Origin of the sequence: Pseudomonas shirazensis (assembly GCF_014268785.2) — a bacterium.
GTDB classification, from domain to species: domain Bacteria; phylum Pseudomonadota; class Gammaproteobacteria; order Pseudomonadales; family Pseudomonadaceae; genus Aquipseudomonas; species Aquipseudomonas shirazensis.
This window is the reverse complement of sequence record NZ_JABWRD020000003.1, coordinates 531951-549938: the sequence shown is the minus strand read 5'-3', so window position 1 is coordinate 549938 and position 17988 is coordinate 531951. Positions and strand designations below refer to the sequence as shown.

Here is a 17988-nt window from a genome sequence, read left to right as displayed (position 1 = left end):
CTGCCTCGAATACGCCGGTCATCAGCCCAGCGAACGCGCCCCTACCGCCTGCGCATGACCACGGGTGGTGATGATGCCGAGGAACGAGATGATGATCGCCAAGCCCAGGGTGGCCGAGACTTCGGCGCGGTGCTCGGGGGTATACATCATCACGCTCAACGCCGCAGCGATGAAGATGATCACCAGCCAGGTCAGGTACGGGAACAGCCACATGCGGAACTTGAGCTCGGTGTTCTCCCGCTCCAGGCGGCGGCGCATGCGCAGCTGCGAGATGGCGATGACCATGTACACCAGCAGCGCGATGGCGCCGGAACTGGCCAGCAGAAACTCGAACACGCCGGCCGGGGCGAAGTAGTTGAGGATGGCGATCGCTGCGCCGATCAGCGTGCTACCGAACACCGCAGCACGCGGTACGCCGACCTTGGAGGTGTTTTTCAGCAGGGCCGGGGCGTCGCCGCGTTTGGCCAGCGAATACATCATCCGTGAGGCGATGTAGATCGACGAGTTCATGCAACTGGCCACGGCGACCAGCACCACGAAGTCGACCATGAACGCAGCGTTGGGGATGTTCATGATTTCCAGCGCCCGCTGGTACGAGCCAACCACGGCCAGCTGCGGGTCATTCCACGGCACGATCGAGATGATCACGAAGATCGACAGGATATAGAAGGTGCTGATCCGCCAGATCACCGAGCGGGTGGCCTTGGCGATGTTGCGCGATGGGTCGCTGGACTCGGAGGCGGCGATGGTCACCGCCTCGGTGCCGATAAAGCTGAACATCACGGTGATGAACGCGCCGATCACGGCCGACCAGCCTTTTGGTGCGAAGCCGCCGTACTCGTCGACCAGCGTGCTAAGGCCGCTGACTTCGCGGTTGGGCAGCCAGCCCAGCAACGCAGCAAAGCCCAGCCCGATAAAGCCGAGAATGGCCACGACCTTGAGGATAGCGAACCAGAACTCGAACTCGCCGTACTTGGCCACGCTGAACAGGTTGGTGCCGGCCAGCAGAATGATCGAGGCCAGGGCAAAGATCCAACTGTCCACCTGTGGGAACCAGGCGTTGAGAACATGCCCTGCGGCAAGGGCCTCGATGGGGATTACCAGCACCCAGAACCACCAGTACAGCCAGCCGATGGTGTAGCCGGCCCAGCGGCCGATGGCCTGGTCGGCGTAGGTTGAAAAGGAGCCGGTATCGGGGTGCGCAACGGCCATTTCGCCGAGCATGCGCATCACCAGCACGACCAGGGTGCCGGCGACGAAATAAGAAATTATGGTGGCCGGGCCGGCCGCCGCAATGGCGTGACCGGAGCCGACGAAGAGCCCCGCTCCGATAATGCCCGCGATGGACAGCATCGTTACGTGACGGGGTTTGAACCCTTGCGCGAGGTTACTTCCATCAGATCCCACGGTGTTCATTGATCTTGTTCTCTTTTTGCTGACACAAGGAAGGACGGGCAGGCGTAGGCGAAATAATCTCCTTCGAATACAAGGGGGTAGGCACATTGTGTGTGCTCTTGGCGGGATGTTTTACACGCTTTGCAGAGCAGCGCGCCAGCTCGAATGCACATCCATTTAACCGGGCCAGAGCGGCTGGAAATTATGCGAGACCGCCTCGCAGGTGCGCGATCACGACAGCCGATGTCGAATCGCGGCAGATGTCGTGAATGGCATATCTGATTGCGCCATGGGCGGCTGGAGGGGTAGCAACGGACAGGGCTTTCTGTCGGGTACAGCCGTGGTTTGCCGATGATGCGCGGTCTGTGTAGGAGCGGCCTTGTGTCGCGAAAGGCCTGCGTAGCGGGCCCAGATCTGGCTTCGCCGCCGATATCGCCGGGCCCGCTTTGCGGGCCTTTCGCGACACAAGGCCGCTCCTTGTATCTCGACTTTCGCTTCCAAAGAAGCGAAAGTTCTCGACTGATCATCGAGGGAAGGTCATGAAGCCGAGCCGCTCCTAGGGCATCGAGCCCGCATTGTAGATGGTGCTCTGACCTTCCAACCCCACTCGACAAGTCCGAACGGTATCTAGTGCCCGCCTCCGGCGTGAGCACGCATTCACAAGGTAGAACAGAGTGCTGGGTGATCGACTTTCGTAGTTTGAAGGAGAGGATCATGTCCATTTTTGTTGGCGTTGATGTTGCCAAAAGATCTTTCGACATTGCCACCACGTTGACCAACGGGAAGAAGCGCACCAAGGCAAAGCTTCCCAATGATTCCGCAGGGTTTGCCCAGTTCAGCGACTGGCTTGAGCGTCACGCAGGACCCGGAACCTGGATTGTCATGGAGGCCACGGGCACCTATCACGAAGCGCTTGCCGAGCACTGCCACGACCAAGGCTATCGGGTGTGCATTCTGAACCCGGCGGTGATTGCGAAATTCGCTGATGTGGAGCTTCGCCGCGTCAAAACCGATAGGGCTGACGCGAAGGTAATTGCTGCCTACAGCCAACAGAACGCCGACTCGCTTCGCCAGTGGGAGCCTGAGCCGCCAGCACAGCGCCGCTTGCGTGCTCTGGTGCGCCGACTGGACGACCTCAAGGAAATGCGCCAGATGGAGCAGAATCGCTTGGATGTCGCACAAGATGCGGTGAAGCAATCGATTCAAGACGTGATCGGGCACATCATCAAAGAGCTGGAAAAGACCAGAAAAGCCATTGAGCAGACGATCGATGACGATCCAGATCTGCGCGGGCGGCGCGACCTGATTACCTCGATCGACGGTCTGGGCGAGACCACCGCCGCGTTGCTGTTGGCCGAGCTGGGCGATCCCCTGAAATACCAAAGCCCATCTGCAATTGTCGCCTTCTCAGGCCTGAACCCCGTGATGCAACAGTCGGGCGAGTTCACAGGCCAGAGCACCATTTCGCGCACAGGCGCCTCAAGGTTGCGAGCGGGCCTGTGGATGTCGGGCACCGTCTCGATCAGGCATAACCCAGTCGTAAAGGCACTGGCAGAGCGTTTGAGCAGCCGGCACAAGGCCTACAAGCAGATCGTGTGTGCGGCAATGCGCAAGCTGCTGCATCTGGTTTACGGGGTGGTGAAGTCGGGCAAACCGTTTGACCCCCAAATCGCCCTTGCGGGGTGAGGGTCAAGACGGTATCTACAAAAGCCGCGTCGCCCGGATGCTACACGGTCTTCTAGCGCACCAGGCAAGGCCGCTTGTTATCGAATTTCCACCCCGGGATCAGGTACTGCATGGCCACGCCATCGTCGCGCGCCCCCAGCCCCATAGTGCGGTAGCACTCGTGCGCCTTGGCCAACTGATCTTCATCCAGCTCGACGCCCAGGCCAGGACGCGCCGGCACGCGCACATGGCCATCGACAATGCGCAGCGGCTCACGGGTCAAACGCTGGCCGTCCTGCCAGATCCAATGCGTGTCGATCGCCGTGATCTCGCCCGGCGCCGCGGCCGCCACCTGGGTGAACATCGCCAGGGAAATATCAAAGTGGTTGTTCGAATGCGAACCCCAGGTCAGGCCCCAGTCATGGCACATCTGCGCAACGCGCACTGAGCCTTGCATGGTCCAGAAGTGCGGATCGGCCAGCGGGATATCCACCGACTGCAGCTGGATCGCATGGCCCATCTGCCGCCAGTCGGTGGCGATCATGTTGGTCGCGGTCGGCAGCCCGGTGGCGCGGCGGAACTCGGCCATCACCTCACGCCCGGAGTAACCGTTTTCGGCACCGCAAGGGTCTTCGGCGTAGGCCAGCACATGGTGCTGGTCACGGCACAGGGCAATCGCTTCCTTGAGTGACCAGGCGCCGTTGGGGTCGAGGGTGATGCGCGCTTCCGGGAAGCGTTCGGCCAGGGCGGTAACCGCTTCGATCTCGTCCTCACCCCGCAGCACGCCGCCCTTGAGCTTGAAGTCGCTGAAGCCGTAGCGGGCCTTGGCGGCTTCGGCCAGGCGTACGATCGTTTCTGGGGTCATGGCCTTTTCATGGCGCAGGCGCAGCCAGTCATCATCGGCATCGTCTTCGTTACGGTAGGCCAGATCGGTCTGCTGGCGGTCGCCGATGTAGAACAGGTAGCCGAGCATCTTCACCGCATCGCGCTGCTGGCCTTCACCGAGCAAGGCGGCGATGGGCACGCTGAGGTGCTGGCCGAGCAGGTCGAGCAGCGCTGACTCGATGGCCGTCACCGCGTGTACGGTAATGCGCAGGTCGAAGGTTTGCAGGCCGCGACCGCCGACGTCGCGCCCGGCAAAGTTCTGGCGCATGGCGTTGAGCACGCGCTGGTAATGGCCGATGGGCTGGCCGACTACCAGGCTGCGGGCGTCTTCGAGGGTCTGGCGGATGGTTTCGCCACCAGGTACTTCGCCCACGCCGGTGTTGCCGGCGCTGTCGCGCAGGACGACGATATTGCGCGTGAAATACGGGCCATGGGCGCCGCTGAGGTTGAGCAGCATGCTGTCGTGGCCGGCTACCGGCACCACGCGCAAATCGGTGACCACGGGGGTGCCATTGTGAGCCTGGGTGACGCTCAAGGTGTCTGCTGGGTTATGCATAGTCATTATTGTTTTCCTGCCGGGTCAGTGGGTCTGGCTCAGGGCCGACTGCGGTTTGAGGTCATTGGGCGTGTTGGCCTTGGGGCCGGTGCGAACGAAGAACACCACAATCGCCGCCAGTACCGAGGTCACCGCCAGCCCATACAGGCCGCCCTGGATCGAGCCGGTGTGCTGCTCGAGCAAGCCGAAGGTGGTTGGCGCGACAAAGCCGCCGAGGTTGCCGACCGAGTTGATCAAGGCGATCACCGCCGCGGCGATGCGCGCATCCAGGTAGCCCTGCGGGATCGGCCAGAACAGTGCCGAAGCCGACTTGAAGCCGATGGCGGCAAAGCACACCGCGACAAAGGCGAACACCGGGCCACCGGTGGTGGACATGAACATGCCGATGGCGGCGATGATCAGCGCTGCGGCGACCCACGCTTGCTGGAACTTCCAGCGGGCAGAGCCGGCGGCAAAGGCATACATGGCGATGATCGAGATCAGCCAGGGGATCGAGTTGAAGAAGCCGACCTGGATGTCGGACAGATCACCCATGCGCTTGATGATGCTCGGCAGCCAGAAGGTCGCGGCGTAAATGGTCAGCTGGATGCAGAAGTAGATGCCGCAGAACAGCAGAATCTGCCGGTCCTTGAGCAGGCGCCAGGCCGAGGTCTTGACCACCCCGCTCGCCTCGCGCTCACGCTGCTCGCGGTCGATGGTCTCGACCAGCGCGTCCTGCTCGGCACGGCTCAGCCACTTGGCGTCGTGGGGTTTGGAGTCGAGCCAGAACCACACCACAAAGGTCAGGCACACCGAGGCCATGCCTTCGATGAACAGCATCCACTGCCAGCCGTGCATGCCGAAGCCCTGAATCTGCATGAGCATGCCGGCCAATGGCCCGGAGATCAGCGAGGCAACCGCCGAACCACTGAGGAAGATCGCAATCGCCTTGCCACGCTCAGCCGCAGGCAACCAGCGGGTGAAGTAATAGATCACCCCCGGAAAGAACCCCGCCTCGGCCACACCAAGCAGAAAGCGCAGCACATAGAACTGGGTTTCGGTCTGGACGAAGGCCATGGCAGTTGCCACCAGGCCCCAGGTGAACATGATCCGGGTCAGCCACACACGGGCGCCGACGCGCTGCAGCAGCATGTTCGACGGCACCTCGAACAAGGCGTAGCCGATAAAGAACAGCCCGGCGCCAAAGCCGTAGGCGGCGGCGCTGATGCCGAGGTCGCTCTCCAGGTGCGGGCGGACGAAGCCGATATTGACGCGGTCCAGGTAATTGACGATGAACATGATGACGAACAGCGGCAGGACGTGGCGTTTGACCTTGGCCACGGCGCTGGTCAACACGTCGTCACGCCGTGCGGACGGAGCGAGGGTGTCATTCACTGCAGAATCTCCCACTAATTGTTTTTGTGCGGGTCGATGGCGGTCACGGCGGCGGGCAGCGCGCTTGGTTGTCTGACATGCCAGTGGAGGCCAGAATAGGCCTCGCGCAGTTGTACGACAAGATGCTGAACGGTCAGCAAAAAGCAAAATACAAGCTTATAAAGTGGATAAAATCGGCAAAAATAATGAATATGGTTTAAACAACGACAACACCTGTTTGATTTATACCGACGAAAATAATTTGAAATTTCAACTTGTCAGACAAGCGCCGATGCTAATCTCGCCGGGCGCCCCTGGCACTTGTCTAAACCGTTGCGGAGCCGCCCATGACCGCCCCCCAAGCCATCGATCCCCCGCGTAAACGTGGCCACAGCCGCGCCCATGATCTGGTCTCGAGCCTGACCCAGCAGATTCTGCTCGGCACCTTCAAGCCCGGCGACAAGCTGCCCTCGGAAAACACCCTGGTACGCGAGCACGCCGTCAGCCGCACCGTGGTGCGCGAGGCGTTATCCAAGTTGCAGGCTTCCGGGCTGGTAGAGCCGCGCCATGGCATCGGCACCTTCGTTATCGAACGCCATGCACAAAGCGGCCTGCGCGTCGGCGCCGAAAGCGCAGCCAGCGTGCGTGATCTGCTGGAATTACGGATTGGTCTGGAAGGCCAGGCTGCGGCGTTGGCCGCGCTGCGTCGGACTGACAGCCAGTTGCTGCGCATGCGCCAGGCGCTGGATGATCATCAGGACCTCGCCGCCGCCGGCGACAGTTGCATCGAACCAGACCGGCGCTTTCATCTGCTGATCGCCGAGGCCACCGGCAACCTGTATTTCAGCGAGACCATGGCGCAACTGGGCAGCGGCTTGATCCCGCGCAACCGCATGGCGGCCGATGAGCGCTCAGGCGCCAAGCTGGCCCGGCATGCCTACCTGGCCAACCTGGAACATGAGGCGATCCTCAATGCCATCCGCCGGCAGGACCCGGATGCGGCGCGGGCAGCGATCTGCCTGCACCTGTCCAACAGCCGCGACCGCTTGCTGCCCGAGTGAAGGGCCTTAGAAGGTCAGGCAAATCTTGCCGAAGTGGCGATTGCTTTCCTGATGCTGGAACGCCTCGACGATCTGTTCCAGCTCGAAGTGCTTGTCGACCACCGGCCGCAAGCCATTGGCGTCGATAGCGCGAACCATCGCCTGCTGCTGCGCGCGGCTGCCGACCAGCACGCCTTGCAGACGAATCTGCCGCACCAGCGCCTGCACCAATGGCAACTCCCCAGCGACGCCGGTAAGAATACCGATCAGCGAAATATGCCCGCCAATCCGCGCCGCGATCATCGACTGCTCAAGGGTGGCCGGGCCGCCGACTTCGATCACATGATCGACGCCGCGATTGTCGGTCAGCTTGCGCACCTGCTCGCCCCAGGCCGGGGTGCTGCGGTAGTTGATGACATGATCGGCGCCCAGCGCCTTGAGCCGCTCCAGCTTGGCATCGCTGGACGAAGTAGCAATCACCGTAGCGCCGGCCAGCTTGGCGAACTGCAGGGCAAAAATGGATACGCCACCAGTGCCCTGCACCAGCACGCTGTCACCTGGTTTGAGCTGATCATCGGCCATCAGTGCACGCCAGGCAGTCAGCCCAGCCGTGGTCAGGGTAGCGGCCTCGGCATGGCTGTAGCCACTGGGCGCACGGGTAAACGAGGTCGCGCGCGCAGTAACCTGCTGGCGCGCATAGCCATCGATACCATCGCCAGGCACGCTGGCAAAACCCTCGACCAGCGGCTGGCCGTCGAGCCAGTCGGGGAAGAACGTGCTGACCACCGCATCGCCGACCTTGAACTCGGTGACGCCCGCGCCCACCGCCGTCACTAGCCCAGCGCCATCGGCCATCGGAATGCGCCGCTCGCTCGGCCCCCACATGCCGCTGACCACGGCAAAGTCATGGTAGTTGAGCGAGCTGGCGTGCAGGCGCACGCTGATCTCGCCAGCCTGCGGCGCGGCAGCCTCGCAGGTGCCGATCTGGACGTTGGCGTAACCGCCGCCGGGCTGAACGTAGATGGCCTTGCTGGTCATGGCAGCTGTTCCTATGTGAGTGATTGGGGTGCTGTGCAGCTTAGCCGAGCATCGCCTGCAGCTGGTGACAGTCGGCGGCGTGCCAGTCGGTCAGCTCTGGCCAGGGGTTGTCCGGCAGGTTGACCAGTACCGTGCGTGCGCCCGCGGTGCGGCCGCATTCCAGGTCGATGCGGTAATCGCCGACCATCACCAGCTCGCTGGGGTCGACGTCCCAGGCCTGGGCGATTTTCAGCAGGCCGTCGGGGCTTGGTTTGGGCGCGGCTTCGTCGCGGCCGAGCACCAGCTCCTTGTCGAAGTAATCGGCCAGGCCGATGGCCTCGAGGGTGACGTGTGCCAGCTCGCGGGCATTGCGGGTGAGGATCGCCAACTGGCAACCACGCCCGGCCAGCTCGCGCACCAGCTCGACCGCGCCAGTTGCGGCAGTCGACGCCACGGCCAGGTCACGCTCGTGTTCGAGCAACCAGGCGTGTTTGGCTTCGGCCTCAGCAGCAGGCAAGGCGGCCAGATGGGTAAGAATATCGTCCTCGGGCGGAATGCCCAGCGCTACCCGGATGGCGGCAAAGTCATGCACCGCCACGGTCAGCGTGCCGTCCATGTCGAACACCCAGTTGCGTACTGCCGAGAGGCTCATGACCAGTCCTTGCGATGGCGAATCAGGCCTTCCTGGGCCGACGAGGCAACCAGTTGCCCGGCGCGGTTGTAGATGCTGCCGCGGCAGAAGCCACGGGCGTTGCCGGCCCACGGGCTGTCGGTGGCATACAGCAGCCAGTCATCGGCGCGCAGGTCACGGTGGAACCACAGCGAGTGGTCGAGGCTGGCGATCTGCATGTCCTTCTGCCACACCGACTTGGCATGGGGCAGCAGTGCGGTGGTCAGCAGGCCGAAGTCGGAGGCGTAGGCAAGCAGGTATTTGTGCAGCGCGGGCACGTCCGGCAGGCTGCCGCTGGTGCGGAACCAGGCGTATTTGACCGGGTCGCCGGGCTTGGGGTTGAACGGGTCGCGCTCGGTTACCGGGCGCACTTCGATCGGCCGATCACACAACACCTTGTCGCGGATACGCTCGGGCAATTGCTCGGCCATGGCGCTGGCCAGTTCGACTTCGCTGGGGAGGTTTTCCGGGCCGACCACATCGGGCATCTGCGCCTGGTGCTCGAAGCTTTCTTCGTCGTACTGGAACGAGGCGCTGCAGGTAAAGATGGTGTGGCCTTTCTGGATCGCAGTCACCCGACGGGTGCTGAAGCTGCCACCGTCTCGCACGCGATCAACCGAATACACCACCGGCAGGCTGGCATCGCCCGGGCGCAAAAAATAGCCATGCAGCGAATGCACATGGCGGGCGTCTTCGACTGTCTGGCTGGCAGCCGACAGCGCCTGGCCGAGCACCTGGCCGCCGTACAACTGGCGAAAGCCCAGGTCCTGGCTGCGGCCACGGAACAGGTTTTCCTCGATCGCTTCAAGGCTCAACAGGTCGACCAGGTCGTCCAACACGTGGCTCATGGGGGTGTTCTCCTAGCTAGGCAGCACGGCGCTACAGCATTTTTGAAAGACAAGATGATACAGAATTTGTCATCAGCGCTACGCATGCAGCGCCATTCAGCCGTGCAGGGTGTCCTGCCAGTGGGCGCGGTCGATGCGGTACAGCACATGCCGGCGCAGCGGGTCATCAGCGGCAAGCTTGGGGTGGTCGAAGCTGCCGTCGAGGTCCTGCTGCATGCCGATGGCCTGCATGACCTTCTGCGACGCCAGGTTGCTCTCGGTAGTGAACGACACCACCTGCTCCAGACGCAGCTGGGCGAAGGCGCAGCGCAGGCAGGTCCAGGCCGCTTCGCTGGCAAAACCCAGGCCCCAGTGCCGACGAGCCAGGCGCCAGCCGATTTCCACCGCTGGGGCGAACGGCGCGTCGAAGTTGACGTTGAGCAGGCCGGTCATGCCGATGAAGGCACCGGTATCCTTGCGCTCCAGCGCCCACAGGCCGTAGCCGTATTCATTGAAGTGACCGCGCACCCGGCCGATCAGCGCAGCGGCCTCGACCCGGCTCAACGGCGCCGGGAAGTAACGCATTACCTGGGGGTCGGCAGACATCGCGGCAAACTCGGCGAGGTCTTCGTCGTGCCACTGGCGCAAGATCAGGCGGGCGCTCTCAAGTTTGGGGATCAGCGTCATCAGCCAGCTCCGAAAAGGTCGTATCGCATCTTACAGGGTAGGCCCAGCAACGCGGCGGCGCCCGGCAATAGCCCAACGGCCACCGGAGCTGGCACTATCCACACACATCTCTAGTGCGATCCCATCATGCCGTTGCCGCTGATCTACCACGACGACTACAGCCCGGAGTTTCCCGCCGAGCACCGTTTCCCGATGGACAAGTTTCGCCTGCTGCGCGACCACCTGATCGACAGCGGCCTGACCCGCGACGAGGATTTGCTGCGCCCGGAAATCTGCCCCAATGACATCCTCGCGCTGGCCCACGACCGCGGCTATATCGAGCGCTACATGAGCGGCGAGTTGTCCCGTGAAGACCAGCGCCGGCTTGGCCTACCCTGGAGCGAAGCGCTCGCCCGGCGCACCGTGCGGGCGGTCGGTGGCTCGCTGTTGAGCGCCGAGATGGCCCTGCGCGACGGCGTCGCCTGCCACCTCGCCGGCGGTACTCATCATGCCCACTACGACCACCCGGCAGGCTTTTGCATCTTCAATGACCTGGCGGTGATCAGCCGTTATCTGCTGGAGGCCGGGCGCGTGCACCGGGTACTGATCTTCGACTGCGACGTGCATCAAGGCGACGGCACCGCACGCATGCTCCAAGACACCCCGGAGGCGATCACCGTGTCGCTGCACTGCGAGCAGAACTTCCCCGCGCGCAAGGCGCAGAGCGATTGGGACATCCCGCTGCCGCGGGGCATGGGTGACGCCGAGTACTTACAGGTGGTGGATGACGCGCTCAACTATTTGCTGCCGCTGTATCAGCCCGACCTGGTGCTGTACGACGCCGGAGTCGATGTACACAGGGACGACGCGCTGGGTTATCTGCAACTGACCGACGAAGGCCTGGCGGCGCGCGATGAACAGGTCCTGCGGCATTGCCTGGGGCGGGATATTCCGGTGGTGGGGGTGATTGGTGGCGGCTACAGCAAGGACCGCCTGGCTCTGGCCAAACGCCATGGCATCCTTCATCACACTGCAGCACGTGTCATCAGTTGTTCACAATGACTGTGGAACCGCCTGTGGATAACCTGCTGGCAACCCGCTGCAGCCCACTAGCTGTATGGCCTGCAAAGCACTGATCATTTTTTGACCAGTGCTTGCGAAAGCGTGCTTGGGGTAGAATGCCGGCTCTTTTCCACAGCCCGTTGCCGCCTACCATGTCTGATCTTCACCCTGCTCGCCCTCCTCTGGTTGCCGTTATCGGTGCCGGCCCTGCCGGGCTGATGGCCGCCGAAGCCCTGGCGGCGTCGGGCGCAGCGGTGCAGGTGTTCGACGCCATGCCGTCGGTTGGGCGCAAGTTTCTCCTGGCGGGCGTTGGCGGGATGAACATCACCCATTCCGAGCCCTATCCCGCGTTTGTCGGCCGCTACGCCGAGCGCAGCCGCGAGATCGACGCGCTGTTACGCGACTTTGATGCCGACGCGCTGCGCCAGTGGATACATGATCTCGGCATCGAGACCTTTGTCGGCACCTCCGGGCGGGTGTTCCCCACCGATATGAAAGCCGCGCCGTTGCTGCGCGCCTGGCTCAAACGCCTGCGCGACAGCGGCGTAGTTATCCACACCCGGCATCGTTGGTTGGGCTGGAATGCCGAGGGCGCGCTGCGGATAGCTTATCCACAGGGCGAACTGAGCGTACAGGCTGATGCCGTGGTGCTGGCGCTGGGTGGTGGCAGTTGGGCACGGCTCGGCTCTGACGGCGCCTGGCTGCCATTGCTGGCAGAGCGGGCTGTGGATATCTCGCCATTGCAGCCGAGCAACTGTGGTTTTGAAGTGGCAGGCTGGAGCGAACTGCTGGTGAACAAGTTTGCCGGGGCACCGCTGAAGAATATCGCTCTGGCCATTCCCGGCAGCCCGCCGCGCAAGGGCGAATTCATCCTCACCGCCCAGGGCGTGGAAGGCAGCCTGGTGTATGCCTGGTCGGCGCCAGTACGGGAGGCGATCAACCGCAAGGGCCGCGCTACCCTGCTGCTCGATCTGCTACCAGACAAGCCTGTGGACAAAATCGCCCAGGCCCTGGCCAAGCCACGTGGTTCGCGCTCGATGGCCAAGCATCTGCACAGTCAGTTGGGCATCTATGGCGTGAAGGCGGGGTTGTTGCGTGAGCTGACCAATCAGGCCACGTTTGCTGACCCGCAGGCACTCGCGGCGGCGATCAAGGCGCTGCCGATCGAGCTGGTACGCACGCGGCCGCTGGACGAGGCCATCAGCAGTGCCGGTGGGGTGCGTTTCATCGGGCTGGATGAGGGCTTGATGCTGCGTCAGCTACCGGGGGTGTTCTGCGCTGGCGAGATGCTCGACTGGGAGGCACCGACGGGCGGTTATCTGCTCACGGCGTGCTTTGCCAGTGGCTTGCGTGCGGGCAAGGCTGCGGCCGAGTGGCTCAACGCACGCTGATGGCGAGTCGAGCCGAACGCAGGGTCTGCGCTCGGCTCTGATCAGCTTACGGCTTGCGCTTGCGCGGGCCACCGTTGAAGCTCGGCACCTTGCGCACGGCTTTCACCGCTGGCTTGGCGTCGGCCGAATCAGTGCTGTCCATCCATTTGCCCAGACCACGCTTGGCGCTGTTTTCCTTGGGCTTCTTGGGCTTTTTCGGTTTCTTGATCACTTGCCCGCTGGCGTCGGTCAGCGGCACCCGGTGCTCGGGGATAAAGTCCGGTTCTTCGTGGCGTGGCAGGGTCTGGCGGATCAGCGTTTCAATCGCCGAGAGCATCTGCACTTCATCGGCGCATACCAGCGAAATCGCCTCGCCTTTGTTGCCGGCCCGGCCAGTACGGCCAATCCGGTGCACGTAGTCTTCGGCGACGATTGGCATGTCGAGGTTGACCACCAGCGGCAGGTCGTCGATGTCCAGGCCACGGGCGGCCACGTCGGTAGCAACCAGCACCTGAATCTCGCGGGCTTTGAAGGTATCCAGTGCGCGCTGGCGAGTAGCTTGCGGGCGATCGCCGTGGATGCCGTCGGCCACTACGCCTTCGGCGAGCAGGCGCTCGACCAGTTGATCGACGCCGTTACGGGTCTTGGCAAACACCAGCACCTGCTTCCAGCGCTGCTTGCGCAGCAGGTAGCAGAACAGGTCGGCCTTGCGCTTCTTGTCGACCGGCACCAGCCACTGTTTGACGGTATTGGCAGCGGCGTTGCGCGGGCTCACTTCGATGCTCAGCGGGTCGTTCAGGGCGAGGCCTGCGAGCATGCGGATCTGCTCGGAGAAGGTCGCCGAAAACAACAGAGTCTGGCGCTTGCGCGGCAGTGCGGCGTACACCGATTGCAGTTCTTCGGCAAAGCCCAGGTCGAGCATGCGGTCGGCTTCGTCGAGCACCAGCATCTGCACCTGGCCGAACTTGACCGCTTTTTGCCGGAACAGGTCGAGCAGTCGGCCTGGGGTTGCCACCAGCAGATCGACACCACGGCGCAGGCGCATCATCTGCGGGTTGATGCTGACCCCGCCGTACACGGCATAGGTCGAGAGCGGCAGGTTTTCGGCGTATTGCTGGACGTTGGCATGGACCTGCTCGGCCAGCTCGCGGGTCGGCACCAGGATCAGTGCGCGGATCGAATTGCTGGCGACCTTCTCACCTTCCAGCGCCAGCCGCTGCAACACCGGCAGGGCAAAGCCTGCGGTCTTGCCGGTGCCGGTCTGGGCGGCGGCCATCAGGTCGCGGCCAGCCAGCACGGCGGGGATGGCCTGGGCCTGCACGGGCGTCGGGGTGGAGTAGTCGCGCTGCTGCAGGGTGCGCAGCAGCGGTTCGATCAGGCCGAGTTGGGCGAAATTCATTTCAATACCGTCAGGGGGGTTCAGCGAAGGCGGCAGTTTAACCTGAGATACGTCCCTGTAGGAGCGGCCTTGTGTCGCGAAAGGGTCGCGCAGCGGCCCCGCCATTCTGTGGTGCTGCACAGATCCTGGGCCCGCTGCGAGCGCCTTTCCGACCGGTCCGGCGCCCCGGCAAGGCCGCTACAGAGGGATCGCGCAGGGTCAATGGCGCAGTAGCAACTGCCCCTCGATCGGCACATAACGGCTGGCCGCGCGTATCAACGACAACGCCGTCAACCCCGGCGTGCCATACACCACCGCCTCTACCCCATGACGCTGAATCGCCCGCTCCAGCAGCAGATCGAAATCTCCATCGCCAGACGCCAGCACCACCTGGTCGACCCGGCTGGCCGCTTCGATCACATCCAGGGTAATGCCGACATCCCAATCGCCCTTGGCCGAGCCATCGCTGCGCTGGATATAAGGCTTGAGGCGCACCTCGAAACCGAGGTTGCGCAGAATCTGCTGAAACTGCTGTTGCTTGCTGTCGCCGCGATCAATTGCATAGGCCACCGCTTCGACAATGGTGCCCTCGCGGCTCACTTCGGCCCACAGGGCTGCATAGTTGAAGTGGCAGCCGTGGGCCTGGCGGACGGTGTAGTAGAGGTTCTGCACGTCGGCGAACAGCGCGATTTTTTTCATCCAGGCCTCGGCTGAGCGGGCAGGCGCCCGCAAAGCTGAGCAGTATGCCAGCTGTCAGACGAAGCTGTCGTCGTCGCTGAAGAAGCCGCCATCGTCGCTGCCATAGTCAGTGTCGGCGTAGCCGCCCTGGTCAGCGCCGTAGCCACCGTTGTCGGCCACCTGCTGCTGCCCGCCCTGGTCCTGCCAGCCGCCGCTGTCACTGGCCGGCGCCGGTTCTTCCTTGATCACCTCGACCACTTCCTCTGGCTGCGAGTTGTGGTGGAACATGCTGCTGATGCCCTGCGCCAGCAGCACGCCACCGGCAACGCCGGCTGCCGTCTGCATGGCCCCACCGAGAAAACTCGACGCACCCGAGCGGGCCGGCGCGGCGTTGAACGCCGACTGCTGCGGTTGCTGGGCTGGTGGTGGCGCGTTGTACGCAGCAGGCGCAGGGTCACGCCAGCCACCGCCAGACGTTGCTGGTGCTGCCGGGCGCTGCGGCTGCGGATCAGGGCTGCGGCTACCGGCACCAAAGATGCTCGACAGGAAGCCACCGCTGTTGGTGTTGCTGCTGCGGGTCGCATCGACCTGGGCGCGGGCCTGCTTCAGCTCGGCCTCCAGCTGCTTGTTCTTTTCATCCAGCTGCTTGAGCGCAGCCTCCTGCACCAGAATCGACTGCGCCATGTAGTACGGCGCAGCCGGCTGCGTGCGCAGGTGCGCTTCGATGCAGGCCTGGGCCTGGGCATCGCGCGGCTGGTTGGGGTCTTCGGCTTGCTTGATGCGGCCAAACAGGCCATCGATCAGCGATTGTTCTTCGGTATTCATGCTTACCTCACGCGCTGGGCGGGACATCGGATGCGTCAAAGATGGGGGGTGGCAGCGCGGGATTCAATCGGCGCACGGGTGAAACTTTTTTCAGCAAGGGCCGGAGTGGGCTAAAGTTACGCCCCTGCTATTACTGCCATGCGATGTTGACTGATGAATCCGCTGAGCGTTCTGCGCGACTCCCTGTACTTTTTCCGCCGCCACCTGGCGAGCATCGTCCAGCTCTGCCTGCCGTTGATCGTGCTCGAGGCACTGGCCACCCAACTGCTCTATCGCCAGCTTGGCGACAGCGCCTCCCCGGTCTACGGCATGCTTGTCAGCCTGCTACTGTACCCGCTGTACAGTGCGGCGCTGATCCTCTACCTGGATACCCGCAGCCAAGACCAGCACATCGCCAAGCGCGATCTGTTTGCCCGCGCCGTGCAGCTGTGGCCGCCGCTGGCCTTGCTGATCATGATCAGCACCTTGTTGATCATGGCCGGCCTGGCACTGTTCGTGTTTCCCGGCATCTGGATCATGATCAACCTGGTGTTTGCCGAGTACCTGCTGGTGCTGCGCGGCATGCCGTTGATGCAGGCCATGCGCGAAAGCGCGCGGATGACCACCGGCCATTTCATGCGCATTCTGGTGTGCGTATTCGTTTCGCTGGCGCCGGCATGGCTGCTCGACGGTCTGTTGCTGATGGCCTTCCCCGACCCCGCCGGCGGCGTGCAATTGGCCATGGACAGCCTCAGTGGGCTGCTGCAGTTGTTCAGCAGCGTGGTGCTGTTCCGCATCTTCATGCTGCTTGAGGCCAATGCTGGCGCCTGAGCCACGCTGACACGGCGCCACCACCTTGGGTATGCTGGCGCCATTCGCACCGACAAGCCGAGCCGATGATCCGACTACTGCGCAACGTCCTGCTGTTGATTTTCCTGGCGCTGGCCTTGCTTTGGTTGCTGGCCAACCATCTGGGCTGGCAACCTGCCCCGCGTGAAGCGCTGCCAGTCGCCTGTCCGAACCCGGCGCCAGTCCTGCAAGCTGGCCAGCCGCTGAAGGTGATGAGCTGGAACGTGCAGCACCTGGCCGGCAAGCGCTATGTGTTCTGGAACGACCAGGGCCAGGGCAGCGATACCCGCGCCACCGCTGAAGACCTGGCGTTTACCCTCGATGAGGTTGCGCGGGTGATCCGTGCCGAGCAGCCTGATGTGGTGCTGCTGCAGGAGCTGGACAAAGACGCCAAGGCCAGCGATTACCAGGACCAGCTCGGCCTGCTCCACGAGCGTCTGGCCGACCTCTACCCGTGCAGCGTGCAGAGCTATCAGTGGCAGGCTGGCTTTGTGCCCGACCGGCATATCTTCGGCAGCGTGGGCCGCACCCTGGCTACCTTCAGTCGCTACTCGATCGCCAAGGCCGAGCGCCTGCAACTGCCCAATGACGTGAACGGCCCGCTGAGCCGGCTGCTCGAGCAGCAACCGGCATTGCAGGTCAGCTATCTGCCGTTGAGCGATGGCAGCCGGCTGGCGGTGCTCAACACCCAGCTGTCGCCCTACCGCGCCGGCAGCGACCTGCAACGGCGGCAGATGAACCACGTCAGCAAGGTCGTCGACCGCCTCGAAAGCCAAGGTACGCCGTGGCTGCTCGGCGGCGACTTCAAGCAATTACCGCTAGGCCAGTATCGCCGCCTGCCGCCTGCCCAGCGTGGCAGCTACGCCCCGGACAGCGACCTGCACGTGCTCTGGGACAAGTACCCGATGATCCCCAGCAATGCTGAAGCCAGCGGCGCCGAGCGTGCCCGCTGGCTGACCCACTTCCCCAACGACCCTGCCCTCAGCGGGCCTGATCGCAGTGTCGACTTCATCTTCCATAGCCCGCGCCTGCTGCGCTTGCAGGCCTATGTGCTGGGCAACGGCACCGAGCAGATTTCCGATCACCTGCCCGTACGCGCCGACCTCGCCCTGCCTGGGCTGCAGTTGCCTGTTCAGGGCAGATGAACAGCGCCAGGAAGGGCTTCAGGCTCCGTTGAGCAGAGCTCGCCACCTAAGGTGTGACACCGCCCGAAACCGTGCGGCCCACCCCTTAGACATTGCGAGGAACATGCCATGGACCAGAGCATCATTGCGACGTACGCCACTTCATTTCGCGCCACGCTGTATCTGCACGAAGCGGGCAGAAATACTCCGCTGCGCTTGAGCCGGACAAGAGACAAGTTCTCCTGGGGCGTCACTCCGGAATACGATTGGCTGCAGACTGGCGGCGATGAACCATCGCTGGTCATCAGCTTCGATTACCACTCGATGGACGAAAACCGTCTGCATTACCACCTGCACATCCCTGGCCCGCCCAAAACCGCGACCGGGCCGCTGGTACCGCGCAGGCTGGATGCAAGCATGAATGGATACCTGGGCTTTTACTGGCGCGAGGAGGTAACCGACTACTGGAAAGTAGAACCTTTGCAGGAGATCAAAGGGGGCCTGCTCTGCCACCTGCGCGACCATCGCGGCTACAAGGTAGCAACTCTCCAAGACAATCCCCACCACAAGCCCGGCCGGTTCAACTATCTGAATGTCAGCGAAGGTGAGACCGCCACGTTCCTCCTGCAAAAAACCAGCTAGCCCTCAC

At 63.2% G+C, this 17988-nt stretch carries 17 protein-coding genes; 7 read left to right on the top strand and 10 right to left on the bottom strand.

What is annotated here, in order from left to right; genetic code table 11:
• Positions 1-21: 21 nt before the first annotated feature.
• Positions 22-1416, bottom strand: coding sequence for a GABA permease (gene gabP, locus HU736_RS18545; RefSeq protein ID WP_186701316.1), 1395 nt, complete (start codon positions 1414-1416; stop codon positions 22-24).
• Positions 1417-2109: 693 nt separating this feature from the next.
• Here gabP and HU736_RS18540 point away from each other — a divergent pair.
• Positions 2110-3081, top strand: coding sequence for an IS110 family RNA-guided transposase (locus tag HU736_RS18540; RefSeq protein WP_217862381.1), 972 nt, complete (start codon positions 2110-2112; stop codon positions 3079-3081).
• Between the two features lie 52 nt (positions 3082-3133).
• Here the strand turns inward: HU736_RS18540 and gudD are convergent, their stop codons facing one another.
• Both gudD and HU736_RS18530 read right to left on the bottom strand, forming a co-directional pair.
• Positions 3134-4501 carry a glucarate dehydratase gene (gene gudD / locus HU736_RS18535; RefSeq protein WP_186701671.1) on the bottom strand — a complete coding sequence of 456 codons (1368 nt, stop codon included), beginning with the start codon at positions 4499-4501 and terminating at the stop codon, positions 3134-3136.
• Between the two features lie 24 nt (positions 4502-4525).
• Positions 4526-5875, bottom strand: coding sequence for an MFS transporter (locus HU736_RS18530; protein WP_101322220.1), 1350 nt, complete (start codon positions 5873-5875; stop codon positions 4526-4528).
• A 326-nt stretch (positions 5876-6201) separates the two neighbouring features.
• Here HU736_RS18530 and HU736_RS18525 point away from each other — a divergent pair, with 326 nt between their 5' ends.
• Positions 6202-6915, top strand: coding sequence for a FadR/GntR family transcriptional regulator (locus tag HU736_RS18525; protein WP_186701661.1), 714 nt, complete (start codon positions 6202-6204; stop codon positions 6913-6915).
• A gap of 6 nt (positions 6916-6921) precedes the next feature.
• Here HU736_RS18525 and HU736_RS18520 read toward each other — a convergent pair whose 3' ends face one another.
• From HU736_RS18520 to HU736_RS18505, 4 genes are all read right to left on the bottom strand, one after another.
• Positions 6922-7932: a zinc-dependent alcohol dehydrogenase family protein gene (locus HU736_RS18520; protein WP_103435080.1), complete on the bottom strand. Its 1011-nt coding sequence runs from the start codon at positions 7930-7932 to the stop codon at positions 6922-6924.
• Between the two features lie 40 nt (positions 7933-7972).
• Entirely contained in the window at positions 7973-8563 is a 591-nt protein-coding gene (locus HU736_RS18515; RefSeq protein ID WP_186701662.1) for an HAD family hydrolase, read from the bottom strand.
• Complete coding sequence (gene tesB / locus HU736_RS18510) at positions 8560-9429, bottom strand: acyl-CoA thioesterase II (RefSeq protein WP_101322224.1); 870 nt, start codon at positions 9427-9429, stop codon at positions 8560-8562. Before tesB ends, HU736_RS18515 begins: the two co-directional genes overlap by 4 nt.
• 96 nt (positions 9430-9525) lie before the next feature.
• Complete coding sequence (locus HU736_RS18505) at positions 9526-10095, bottom strand: GNAT family N-acetyltransferase (RefSeq protein ID WP_103435083.1); 570 nt, start codon at positions 10093-10095, stop codon at positions 9526-9528.
• Between the two features lie 126 nt (positions 10096-10221).
• Between HU736_RS18505 and HU736_RS18500 the strand changes: the two genes are divergently transcribed.
• The gene (locus HU736_RS18500; protein WP_186701663.1) at positions 10222-11136 is read left to right on the top strand and encodes a histone deacetylase family protein; all 915 of its coding nucleotides are present in this window, start codon (positions 10222-10224) and stop codon (positions 11134-11136) included.
• A gap of 152 nt (positions 11137-11288) precedes the next feature.
• Positions 11289-12527, top strand: coding sequence for a TIGR03862 family flavoprotein (locus tag HU736_RS18495; RefSeq protein ID WP_186701664.1), 1239 nt, complete (start codon positions 11289-11291; stop codon positions 12525-12527).
• A 46-nt stretch (positions 12528-12573) separates the two neighbouring features.
• Here HU736_RS18495 and rhlE1 read toward each other — a convergent pair whose 3' ends face one another.
• The 3 genes from rhlE1 to HU736_RS18480 form a co-directional block, all read right to left on the bottom strand.
• The gene (gene rhlE1 / locus HU736_RS18490) at positions 12574-13905 is read right to left on the bottom strand and encodes an RNA helicase RhlE1 (RefSeq protein WP_186701665.1); all 1332 of its coding nucleotides are present in this window, start codon (positions 13903-13905) and stop codon (positions 12574-12576) included.
• A gap of 198 nt (positions 13906-14103) precedes the next feature.
• The gene (locus HU736_RS18485) at positions 14104-14583 is read right to left on the bottom strand and encodes a LabA-like NYN domain-containing protein (protein WP_103435086.1); all 480 of its coding nucleotides are present in this window, start codon (positions 14581-14583) and stop codon (positions 14104-14106) included.
• Between the two features lie 54 nt (positions 14584-14637).
• Positions 14638-15387 (bottom strand): DUF2076 domain-containing protein, encoded by a 750-nt coding sequence (locus HU736_RS18480; RefSeq protein WP_186701666.1) that lies wholly within the window; start codon positions 15385-15387, stop codon positions 14638-14640.
• A gap of 153 nt (positions 15388-15540) precedes the next feature.
• On the opposite strand from HU736_RS18480, the gene HU736_RS18475 reads away from it, so the two are divergent.
• From HU736_RS18475 to HU736_RS18465, 3 genes are all read left to right on the top strand, one after another.
• Positions 15541-16197 carry a YciC family protein gene (locus HU736_RS18475; RefSeq protein ID WP_101322230.1) on the top strand — a complete coding sequence of 219 codons (657 nt, stop codon included), beginning with the start codon at positions 15541-15543 and terminating at the stop codon, positions 16195-16197.
• 65 nt (positions 16198-16262) lie between these two features.
• Positions 16263-17360 carry an endonuclease/exonuclease/phosphatase family protein gene (locus HU736_RS18470; protein ID WP_186701667.1) on the top strand — a complete coding sequence of 366 codons (1098 nt, stop codon included), beginning with the start codon at positions 16263-16265 and terminating at the stop codon, positions 17358-17360.
• A gap of 108 nt (positions 17361-17468) precedes the next feature.
• Complete coding sequence (locus HU736_RS18465; protein ID WP_186701668.1) at positions 17469-17981, top strand: hypothetical protein; 513 nt, start codon at positions 17469-17471, stop codon at positions 17979-17981.
• Positions 17982-17988: the final 7 nt, after the last annotated feature.